The following is a 12,613-nucleotide window of genomic DNA, read 5'->3' as shown; positions in this document are numbered from 1 at the left end:
TAATTCAATTTTTAAATCACGTATTTCATTTTTTCATAAAACGCTTAACAACAGCGTTCTTCCCATCAGATAGCTTACAAAAATAGATTCCGGGATTTAATGTTGATACATCTACAGTCTTGTTTCCAGCTTTATCCCTTATAAGCTCCTCCCCGTTTAATGAATAAATAATGATTTCACGGATTGGTTGTCCGTTACTTATTTTTAATTCGCGGTGTACCGGATTTGGATACAATGTTACGGTTTCAAAGTTGATAGATTCAACAGCCAGATTTGTTTCAGTTCGCCATATTTTAGGTGAATTATAGTTCCCAATTATGGCATTGCTTGTGAAAACAACCGTATCCATGATATCAACTGTCTGATTCATCTTTTTAAAATAAACTTTAAAATTCACTTTTTCATTTTGCGTATTACTGTAAACCATCAGGAAAACCTCATGTTTGTTTACTTCAGGAATATAAACCGACTCCTTAACTCCCCGGCATTCGCCTTCAACAAATGCAGCAATTGTAACAGAATCATTTACGACAGCCCAATCATATCGTGCCATACAGGTTATGGTCATTGTATTCTGAAAATTTGCCGGATTAACCGTCCATTCATCCTGAGCATTTATATCCAAATGACATAAGCAGAGAAACAATAAGCTTAATGTAAAGAGTTTTTTCATGATATATATTTTTTATTCCGGGCAGGAATATTCTGCCCGGAAATTTCATTTTATAATTTAATAAGTTTTATAACTGTCTCTTCCGATCCGGCCTGAACCTTAACCATATAGCTTCCTGGTGCAACGTTAGCAGAACTGTCATCTGTTCCATTCCAGGTCACCCTGTTACTATCAATCTGAATTACTTTTACAGTTCTACCGGCCATATCCTGTATTATAATTTGTTCTGCCTTTGATGGATCAACAAAGATATCAACGACTGAAGCAAACGGGTTGGGATAAACATAGATACCTGAATTTCCAAACCCTGCCCTGGCATCTTCTGTAAACAATTGCACAGGACTTTTTACAGTGCCCAGAATCTGATTTATACCCAGTTGAATTTCACCGGAACCAAACAGCTCTATTGATTGCTGCCCATTAGAAAGTTCAAAACGCAATTCCGAATCATCCCCGTTTTCTCCACCAACGGAAAGAAAATAGACCGGTACTCCGTTTACAATTTCCGGTTCAACAATGCCCCTGAAATTATCACCAGTATAAACCATGAGATTATAGTCCCTGCTGTCCATTCCGACAACTTCGGCCACAATATTCATTGAATTACTGTACTCTGCGGGTATAATGCTAAGATTACTATTTACGTTCATCACCGCTCCTTTTGTGTAAAGCGACTGCTCAGGATATAGGAATGATACATTCTCTGATGCACCGGAATAGTACATGTATCCTTTGTTTGGTTCGAGATATTCAAGACTTCCTATCCATCCCATAACCGGATCGTACATTGCAAAACGTGTTCTGCCTTTTATCAGGTCATCAGTTTGTGGTGTGTAATAAGCCAACGCATCATTAACCGGCATCATCGTCTGAGGCACGTAACCTATCCAGCTCCAGCCGGGCTGCAGAACAATCGGATAATCCGAAGTTTTGGCCGAAATACCGTAGTAGATCAGATTGTCGCTGTAGCTGTTTTTCATCATGTAAAGCTTGCCAATTTCGAGACCACCTGCTGCTGAAAGTGAGCCATTCCAGCCCAGACCGGTTACATAATTATCGAAAGCTGTCGATCCTTTTATAATATCTCCGGTGGTCGATTTTACATCTTTCATCAGACCATCAACGGAACATAATGTATCGGTTTCAAGATTGAAAGAGAGCCAGTTCCATCCGGCATCAATTATGATATCATCTTCAACATCATCGTTTGCGATAATTTCGATCGGAGTAGACGGCCTACCCATAATATCATCCGCCTGGAATATCAGTTCAGGTGTTACATTTCCATGAGTTCGGCCTGTACTGGCATCCCATACTTTAAATGTTACTGTCTCACCTTCTTTATTGGCATAAATCTGGATAGGCACAAGATAGATGTTATAATCGCTGTAATATTTCAAATTACATACGCCTCGACATTCGTCTCCAACAAAAGCGCCAACCCTGTCATCAATATCCGTTGAAACCTGACCATTAATGATCAGTTTACCAAAAACAGACATGGAATATTCAAATTCCTGATCCTCTATGCTCCATTTCACATCTTCACCTCTTACTTTCACGTTGACATTCAACTTCTCATCAAAACCATCAGTAGATGTGAGATAAACCGCTGTTTGATAGTCTCCAATATTTAATGCGCCGGATATTGTAAATTCAATATGCTTTTCACTTTCCGGATCAATGCTGCCTGACGACTCATTTACGGTTAACCAGTCCGGAAGATTTGTGATCAAAAAGCTTTCAACAGCACCACCCTTGTTATAAACTAAGACGTCGAAGGTTCCTGTTTCACCAACCATCTTTTCGGCTTCAACTTCAGATGACGACCATAAAAGATTATTCTGATGAACATAAGCACTCCATTTTGCAGGTGATGCAATAGAGTTTCCATGAAGGTCCTCAACACCAACGACAGAAATATCCAGAATACACTTTTCAATGCGCTCAGGATCAACATCAGGTGTGAGTATAATCTTATCTCCGTTGGCTGTAAAGATTACAGGCACTTCCTCTGCCGGTTTAACATCCTTAATATTTGGTGCATCATCAGAGAATGTTACCGATCCTGTAAAAATAGCCTCAGCACTGATCTTTGATGCATCAGTTTTTGAATCATGCTGTACAAGCTGATCAAAGTTATCCTTTTCATACTGTTCAAACGGGTAATATGCAATCAGCCCTGTTTCACTGCCAGTCAGCCTGTTATTGCTGTTCAGCGACAATTCATTTTCCTTAATTTCTGCATTCCAGATGCGCATCTCATCCACCAAACCATTGAAATAATGCATCACCTCACCATCAAATTCGGAAGCAGTACGCCGTTTTATTGCACCAATGAGTATTTCATAACCTGCAAATCCATTGACCTGACTATTAGTTACGGTCCACGTGATTTCACCATCAAGGTAAACTTTTGCTTCACCAATCCGTGAAACTGTCAATGCAAATTTATGCCATGTATTATCAAAAGTGTTGAATGAGGTTATTTCCATATTACCATTCATGGTTCCAAGCATGAGATGACCATTCGGTAATGCAGCAATTTCAAGACAATGTTCAGGTCTGGATTTTCCCTGTATACCACAACTGAACAATGCTGCAGTGTCAGACTGAATATCTGCCTTGAACCAGAATTCAATGGTATAATCCTCATCCTGGCTAACCGGAATCAGTGTCGCATCCAGTGAAATATAACTATCTGAACCGATATTTACCGCTTTTCCTTTGGGATCAACACTCCATTCTGCTCCATTTATTTCTGCATGCCTGTTTTCGGCAATATCCTCAGCAAGAGTTCCTGTTGCATCATCCATTGGCCAGTATCCTATTAAGGAAGGATCAGTAAATGCAGGTGCATTATACATCTCGGAATATACCACAGAAAGATTTCTGGCTTCGCTGTATATTCTTACATCATGCATATTTCCGTTCAGGAATTTAACATTTGCCAATGACGTTCCAAAATTTAAGGGCCCGTTTCCTCCATATAAATAAGTATCCGGCATATCGTGAATTATAACTTCCTCATCATCCAGATAAATCTTAAACCTGTTTCCATCAAGATCGTATACAAACGCATAATGATGCCAGTTTTCTGTATCTGTACTAACAGAACCTGATGCAGATTCCGTTCCAAGATAAGCTGTCAGACTATTTCCACCTGATATTTCCAATCCAACAGATTGATCCGGAGAACCATATGAAAAGAAAGTTCCGTCCCCTGTTGTTTTTGCCCAGAATTCAAGTGTAAACGATTTATATGAGAGGTTTACACCGGCAGGAACGGTGGCATAGGACGCTGATCCATCAAACCCGAGACTTGCCTGGTGATCGATTTCATAGCCATTCAGAACGCCCTTGACCACAAAGTTTTCTGAAGTCAGTAAACCTGTTTCTATCTCCTCACTAAATTGAACAGAGATATCTTCTCCGGCAGATAATATACCATCCGAAGGTTGCGGATGCCCAAATACAGAAGGCCTGATGCCGTCCAGAATACCTGCTTTTACATCAGAATAATTCTTGTTACCATCATTACAATAGGTTACAGCTCTTAAATCGTATGCCCTGTCTCTGAGTTCAGACATATTCCACTGCAAACGTGCATTGCTGCTGCCACTTAGACTAAACGTATCTTCAACAGCATCATTATTGGCCAACAGCGGATCATTTACCCACCAGTATAATGTTGTCCATGTAGATGAACTTTGTGGTTTATATTGGAATCCGATGCTTTTCAACCGTTCATGTTGCAGGTTATATCCATTAATAAGAACCGGCAAGGTATCGTTCATATCAGCATTTACAATCCACTGATCCAAAGGTTCAGCCAGATTAACCGGTGAACATGACGGAACAAAATGAGCTGACAATAAAACCGTATCTGCAATATCTTCCCAGAAATTGGTAGGATCAAACTGACATTGCGAATGAATTATCATTGCAAGATCATTGTATTCATCCACATCAGATTTTCCTTTATAAACTTCTACCGTTTTATAAATTGTTTTACCGGCAGGTAACAGAATTGCTTTACCTTCTGCCCCCATTGAAGTCCCATCCACATAAATTTTTGCTCCGTCAGGATTACTGGAAGGATCAGCCATTAAAATATACCATCCGTCATCGTTTGTCTCGGATGTATTGGCCAGCTCTAAGGTAAAGACTGCCGGTTCTGTTTCCGGCACACCTGAAACAAACTGCTGCGGTGCAGAAATTGAAGGTTTCTCAATCTGCATGGTAGCTTCGTTCAGCACCTCTCCTGGTTTATAATATTTCGATAAAGTAACTCCTTCATAAGGACAGGAACTTTGTCCTCCACGGGTTCTAAACACGGGCCCGTTACCCGACTGACATTCCCTGATATCTACTGTATAATAGTCGCCTGCATCTTCATCTGCCAAAACAAAACCAACGGTATTGTTTTGCGTGGTGGTTGTTTCACTGTCATGCGTGTAATCCAAATGCCAGGTTTGTTTTGTTTCGAGTCTGAACCCGAATTTATTGATAGAAAAACCCAGTTCGAGAGCCAATCCGGCATTCATTTCGTATTCAAAGGAACTGGTTTCTGTTGAATCCACACTGTTTTCGATACTGGCTTCGTAGCTGGTACCCGCATCAAACGACACATTTTCAGGAATGCCTGTTTCTGATTTGAATTTTTTAGCCTTGACTTTTTGCTTTTCGTTAAGCCTAAGCTTGCTTTCCCACTGTGCTATCTGCTGATTATAAAACCTCACGGAATCTGAATCCCACTTGGGATGGCCTTCTGCATCGTTATCAGGCATATAAGTGTACGAAAGGCCGTTATGGGGATCATCGGGCGTAGCGTCGCTGCCCCACAATATTTCATCGTCGTTGTTCGACAGGTACCTTGAATCATCCTGACTTACCACGTGCGAAACGTAATTGCCCGGATGGGAAGTAAAGAACAGGTTTCTTAACATTATTAAATTGGGTATCAAGGCATTCTCTATATGATTCTGTGTATACACAAACGTAGTCTTCACTTCCGGAGACATTCTTAAGCCTTTTCGCTGTCCAATACAATAAGTTGTACCATCAAAATCAACAGAATCCTTTAGTGTACCCTGATCCAGTGCATCACCGGGTTTAAGTACCTGCAAAAATGTAGCGAGGCCATAAATCATATTGGTGCTTCGCCCGAAAAACACATCGCCCATGTCGCCCACATAATCCGCCGATTCACTGGTACTAAAACCCTGGTTATAGGTAACCGTGGTACTTTCGCTACTTCCTGTGCCCCAGTTTAATCCGGTTTGGACTGTTACACCAATAGAATTGTCTGATTTAAATTCATTCTGAACGGAGAAAAAGGGTGATCCAGCCTGGGTAGCTATTCTAACACCAAGCATGTGTACCAGACTGGTTTCCTGCTCCCAGCCATTAATAAGATTGGTTGTGTTCACCTCTGTGGTGGTAAAACCTTCTTCGAAAAAGGCGTAGGAATTTGATCCCGGAGGGTCACGCAAAATAAAATCTACTTTGTCTGGTCCCTTTGTCACAAAATTATTCCCGGTAGGAACAGCGCCAAACACATAGCAGACCAAAGGCGCTTCGCTCCACTGGTATGCCACATTATCAACCATCAACTGAATATCCATATTATGCGTATATGGATTAGCTAGATTTGGCATTCCAGCACTGAAGCGGTAAATGGCATAGCCTTCTTCATTTAATCCAATACTGTAATTATCACTGTTAACGGCACAGTCATTCATTATGTAAACTTCGCCATCCGTAACAGGAACTTTATCTACAACTTCCGGCTGATCATTATTTTCATAGCTTTCAATGGCTACGATCAACAAACTGTACGGATTCCCCATGGTATATGACGGATGTCCGAATTTATATTCCGGCATACCATCACTTGCTGTTGATGCTATTATTAAAGGCGCATATTCACCAAGACCGTTATCATATAAAATAATGGAATCACCCAATAACGATGAACCATTTCCATTATAAACCTCCAGTTCCGGTGTATTTCTCCAAATCCAGTTTCGCTCCTGATTGTAAATCAAAACGGTATCCACTCCCACCAGTGTTTCTGAACCGTCGGGGTTTGTCTCATATACAGAATCCACCACATATTTTTCGTTGAAAACGTTTCTCAGATCAATGGTTGTTAAATCCTCGTCACGATTAAACTTATATGTTGTGTTACCTATTGATAAGGCATCTTTGGGTTTATAAACTTCCGGCAAAAGATCAATTTCAAAATTACCATCATTCGGACTTGTATAAAATGTGGTATCACGTTTGCCATTAGGTAAATTATACTGTTCGCCTAGGCTGGTCAATGTAATTTCAACTACTCCCAGATTATTCTTTGCAGGATTGTTGACAGAACCGGATTGTTTAGCCGCTTCAACCGGGCCGCCAACTACTTTCCCAATCAGCTTAACCCTGGTTTTATCGTAAAAATTAAGATTATCAATAGGTACATTAAAATAGTGCTTCAGTATATCTCCATTTGAATCTTTTCCCGGATAATAAGCAGATATAAATGTGTGTCCGTTTTTCTCTACCTCAATATAGTGCTGCCCAATAGGAACATCCACCTGATACGTACCATCCTCTTTAGTTGCCACCGGCATATTGTCAGCTCCCTTAACATAATCGCCATCAACTTTTATGTACACATCTTTTACGGGGAAATTGGTTCCTTCGTAAACAATCTTTCCTTTAACTACAAACGATGAAATATCGGTAAAATCAATTTTATTATGAACCGGAGAATTATCCCCAATAAATAATTCGATATCGGCCGGATCAAACTCATGCACACCAAGCATCGGAATGATCCTGAATGTACCACCACTTCCGTCATACCGAATAGAGGAAATCTTGTAATTGCCATATTCATCGGTTATGCCTGATACGTGCAACAGCTCTTCCGGGGGAACCTGGGTGCTCCAGATAATGGTATCGGCTGCAAAATGATTTTTATGATAATTTCCTCTGATATTGGACACATCATAAGTACTGTTTCCAAAACCTTCATCCATACGCAGATATGAAATCAAGTCTTTTTCTTCTCCTGTCAGGATACGTTTATAATCACGGTAAATATCTTCTTCAGGCCTTTCTGTATTCCAAAACCTGACTTCATCCAGATAGCCTTTATAATTATTATCACCAATACCTATAACAAATGTTGTGTCACCAGCTTCAAATCCAGTGATATTTACTGCAGTCCAACTTCTGAATCCTGCTGTTTTTGATGCCTTCTGTTGGCCATTTACAAATAAGGATATTTCAGTTGGCGATACATTGATCGCCACATGCGTCCACTGTCCTGTCGGAATTGCGTCCGACCCTGAAAGAATGGACGTAAATATATTTTCATTAACCTTTTCTGCAATTTTAACCACCGGAATACCTTCCAGAAAATATAATTTAAATGCTCCTGCAGAAAGCAAGGTAAAGTTTAACCGTTCCGGTTTGATCCACGCTTCAAAACCAAATGGCTTTGTTTGCAACGAATCAAGGTCGTTTAGTGTTTTAACAAAATATAACGGCTCAGTACTTCCATCCTGATAAATACAATGCGACGGAGAAAAATAATTGCTTTCCACCCTTATTTCCACTCCCTGAACTGCATTACCTCCCGCGAATGATGTTTTACCGCTAACGATTCCTACATTGGTTCTGAATCCTTCGGTAAATTGTTCTTCGGAATATTCGTAACTGCTGTTACATTCGGCTCGCGCAATAATTTTGTATTGATAAAGCACATTGGCATCCAGATCCTTATCAACATATTCTGTAGCATTTGGATTTGTAACGGTTGAGAGCAGAGTAAAACTGTTTGCTTTGGATGACTTTCGATAAATTTCAAAAGCATTAATATCCGGCCGCTGATCCGGGTCAACAGCCCATTCCAACACCACACGATCGTTAAAATATCCCTTCGAAGCGTCGATGCTCTCAGGAATGAATACATCCGTAAAATCAAGGCTTTTATTAAAACCCGCACTCCACGCTGACTCGCCATTATGGGTGTCATACGTACAGCTGTTAACTGCCTGAATCATATACTCATATTCAATACACGATCCGGCAGACTCATCAATATAAATCCTGACATTCGGCTGATTTTCCAATTCATCAATCAGAATAGTATTTCCGTTAACAACTCTTCTGTAAATTCTGAAACCGGTAGCCAAAGCCGATGCCGGCTGTGTAAAGTCCCAGTCAATTCTTATATTTCCGGCTTCTTCGCTTGCCGTTATATTCTGTGGATTTTCGGTACATGGCTTATTTGTTCTTGCAAGCACATCACCTCCATCTTCAAAATAGGTACAGCCGTCATTTCTGGCTTCTATGGCATATGTTACCGGTTCTCCGTATTGTTGATCCGGAACATCATAGGCATAATTTGTCGTCCCTTTATCTGTAATATCTGTAACAAGATTCCAACTTTCATCCGAAGTTTTTGAAAATATGGAATAACCATAAATGGCCTCACTGCTTTCAGTCCAGGAGAACACAAGCTTTCCATTACAGGTCTGATCATCTTCAACAGAAAAATTGCGTGGATAAGCATAAGCTTTTGATCTACCTCTGATTAATTCCCCTTCCGAAATATATATTCCCTGTACCGTGTTAAGAGGGTTGTCCGGGTTATACCATCTTGATTCGACTTTATACTCGTATTCTGTCTCTTTTTCAATACTGTTGTCCTGATAATAGTCTGCATTTGTCTGACATAATAAGGTAAAATCATACTCCTCGATGGGTGAAATTTGTCGTCTAAGTATCGCCGAGGTTCCCGAGAAAACAGATTTATCCCAATGCAGGTAAATATTATCACAATTTTCGGTTAGTGTCAAATTATAAGGTTTGACCGGATTTGCAGGATGATGCTCATTATAATGAGCCGGAATATTATATTCCACCATTCCTATACCTAAAGCATCATAAGTGGTTGAAGCAATGTTATTATTATTATTTACATCCCGGTACATATTGACTCTCAAACTGTTGAACAAATACTGATATTCAGGTATGAATGAATTTATGTCGAAAAAAGTTTTGTTCTTAACGTATTGAATCTCTGTTGAGGTTAACGCTCTGTCCCATAACCTTAACCCGGACATATAACCATAGAAAGCTTCATTATAACTAGTGTAAGGAGACAGGCCTTCGCCCAGATAACTGTACTTCTGATAACTGATTTCACTATCTCCGCTTCCATATGATATCATATCAAAACCGGTTTGCGAGCTTTTGTATGATCCATTCACATAAAGCTTTACTGTTGCATCTCCATCCTTATCGCTCGGAGAATCAAGAACCACGCAAATATGAGTCCATTTATTGTGAAAATTTGCCTCATAATAATCTGGAGTAAACTTCCAAAGCAGATCGCTGTTACTACCATCATCATTACCATCAGACACCCTAATGGCCCATTTGTCCCCTGAATGATCCTTGCTCTCAAATGCAACAAAAAAACTATTATGATCATCATCCCACTTACCATAACTATAAATAAAATAGTAGTTGCTGGCATCTTTTGAAAATTGTGGATACACCCATATATCTACTGTAAAATCTTCATCATGATAAACCTGCATTCCTCGTGTGTCATCATTTCCGTTACTTATTCTTACATATGAGTTACGTTCAAAATCTGCTGCAAAGAATGGTTCCTCCAACTCACTTGCATTGCTTATACAAGTTTGAGAAAATGAAATTGTTAAAATTGAGATGAACAATAATAGAGTGAGATAAATCCGTTTCATGGTGATAGTATTGATTAAACAGCCAAAATATTCAATTAATTAATACAAAAATAACAAAAAAGGCAATACTTAAAACTTTTTTAACATAAAATATACTTTCACACAAAAAGTATATTCAGTAAATATATTTTAGCATAAATAAATAACAAACAGATACTTGTCAATATTCAAAGGCATAAACCATGCGATTAAATTAAAAAAACGGATCAAAAATCCTTGTCAAATTTAATTTTTAATTAACCAATGCTATAACATTTATTGTATAAGTGGCATACCACCACAACACATCAATATAAAACCGACAATGATAATTAAAAACCTCTGTTTTAATCTGAAGTTTTACCTGAACTGCAAAGGACTGTTGATCCAAACCTAAATGTACTAAACCTATGTAATCTGCCTTAATATATCATCAGTCAACATTTGGTAAATACATATAAAATGTTATAATGACACCACGTAAAAATGACATGTTTTGGAAATACACTGGATTGACGCATTGATATTTATCCTTTATCTGGCAGCAATGCTGGGAGTTGGCTTTTATTTTTTAAAAAGAAACAGTTCTGATGAAGATTATTATGTAGGTGGCCGTAGAATGACTGCCAGACATGTAGGCTTATCTGTTGTGGCTACTGATGTTGGTGGTGGTTTTTCCATTGGACTTGGAGGTCTTGGTTTTACGATAGGACTATCTGGAAGCTGGATGCTGTTTACCGGACTTCTGGGAGCATGGCTTAGCGCCGCACTCCTCATTCCTAAAATATACCCTGTTGCACGAAAATACAATTTACTAAGCTTCCCTGAAGCTTTAAAACATTATTATAATAAACCGGTGGCTGTTCTTGCGGGAGTTATTTCACTAATTGGATATATCGGCTTTACAAGCTCCCAGATTTTAGCCGGTGCAAAACTGGCTACTGCTACATTTCCTGCTATAACTATAATTGATGCTGTACTAATAATGGGAATAATAGCTGCATTATACACTGTAATGGGAGGTATTAAGGCCGTAATTTACACCGATACCATTCAGTGGATCATCCTGATTTCAGGTTTATTTTTGATAGGTATTCCCTACGGTTATTACAGACTTGGAGGATGGCAGGCTATTCAAAACAATATTCCGGATCATCTTTTTTCATTGACCAACATCACATTTATGCAATTTTTCAACTGGCTCATTACCATTGTTCCCATCTGGTTTGTAGGCATGACACTTTACCAACGCATATATGCCTGTAAAGACGAAAAAACAGCAAAAAGAGCATGGAGAATTGCAGGATTATTTGAGTGGCCTGTTATGGCTTTTATGGGAGTGATCCTGGGATTATTTGCCCGTGTAGCATTTGAACAAGGTTTATTTTCAACCTTTGGTTATGCACCAGGTAATGAACCCGACCCTGAACTGGGTCTGCCTTTATTTCTGGCCCACATTTTACCGGTTGGACTCATGGGACTGATGATGTCTGCTTATTTTTCAGCTATCATGTCAACTGCTGACAGCTGCCTGATGGCAGCCTCAGGTAATCTTCAAACCGATATTATAGGAGCGTTTTCAATAAAGCATACTAAAAATAATATTAAACGCTCCCAGTTAATTACACTGATTATAGGCACTGTTGCTATTCTACTTGCTACTACCATGCAGAATGTACTTGAACTTATGCTATACTCTTATGCGTTTATGGTATCAGGTCTGTTTATTCCCGTTCTTGCAATACTGATTCTACAAAAACCATCAACTTCTGCGGCATTCTGGAGCATGGTAACCGGAGGATTTACCACATTGATGCTTATTGTGTGGGACCTGAAATTACCTTTAGGCCTTGACGCTAACTTTTTCGGTATTGCGATATCCACCATAGTGTTCATAACGGTTCAACAATTCAACTCAAATAATGGTAATGCAACAAAACCTATAATAGATGAGTCCACTAAAAAATAGATTAATGTAAAACTTGTGAGGATAATTTATTTTTAGCTCCCAGACTTTTGTTGACTACAGACCAGCGGTTTGAACAATAAGTACTTACAGACCTTGAACAGCGTAAAGCATCAGTCTTAATGGATTGAGTTTAAACAAACAAATTGAATAAAAAATTAATATATTATGGCATTGTATGTTTTAAGCATTCAAATTCTCAAAATATATAGAATT

At 39.1% G+C, this 12,613-nt stretch carries 3 protein-coding genes; 1 reads left to right on the top strand and 2 read right to left on the bottom strand.

Translation table 11 applies throughout. The annotated features are described in order from the left end of the window. Nucleotides 1-25 precede the first annotated feature (25 nt). Together ACE1ET_RS11030 and ACE1ET_RS11025 are read right to left on the bottom strand one after the other, a co-directional pair. On the bottom strand, nucleotides 26-673 hold the full coding sequence (locus tag ACE1ET_RS11030; RefSeq protein ID WP_375728461.1) for a T9SS type A sorting domain-containing protein: 648 nt from the start codon (nucleotides 671-673) through the stop codon (nucleotides 26-28). Between the two features lie 50 nt (nucleotides 674-723). After that, complete coding sequence (locus ACE1ET_RS11025) at nucleotides 724-10,452, bottom strand: LamG-like jellyroll fold domain-containing protein (protein WP_375728460.1); 9,729 nt, start codon at nucleotides 10,450-10,452, stop codon at nucleotides 724-726. A 475-nt stretch (nucleotides 10,453-10,927) separates the two neighbouring features. Between ACE1ET_RS11025 and ACE1ET_RS11020 the strand changes: the two genes are divergently transcribed. Continuing rightward, complete coding sequence (locus ACE1ET_RS11020; RefSeq protein WP_375728459.1) at nucleotides 10,928-12,400, top strand: sodium:solute symporter family protein; 1,473 nt, start codon at nucleotides 10,928-10,930, stop codon at nucleotides 12,398-12,400. Nucleotides 12,401-12,613: the final 213 nt, after the last annotated feature.

The sequence above is a fragment of the Quyinboa mangrovi genome (assembly GCF_042219825.1).
Lineage (GTDB): Bacteria > Bacteroidota > Bacteroidia > Bacteroidales > UBA5342 > JBHJHP01.
This window is presented reverse-complemented; position numbering and strand designations above follow the sequence as displayed.

Excerpts from the sequence above, each read along its gene's own strand:
- ACE1ET_RS11030 (WP_375728461.1), bottom strand. The coding sequence starts at position 673 with ATGAAAAAACTCTTTACATTAAGCTTATTGTTTCTCTGCTTATGTCAT.
- ACE1ET_RS11025 (WP_375728460.1), bottom strand. The coding sequence starts at position 10,452 with ATGAAACGGATTTATCTCACTCTATTATTGTTCATCTCAATTTTAACA.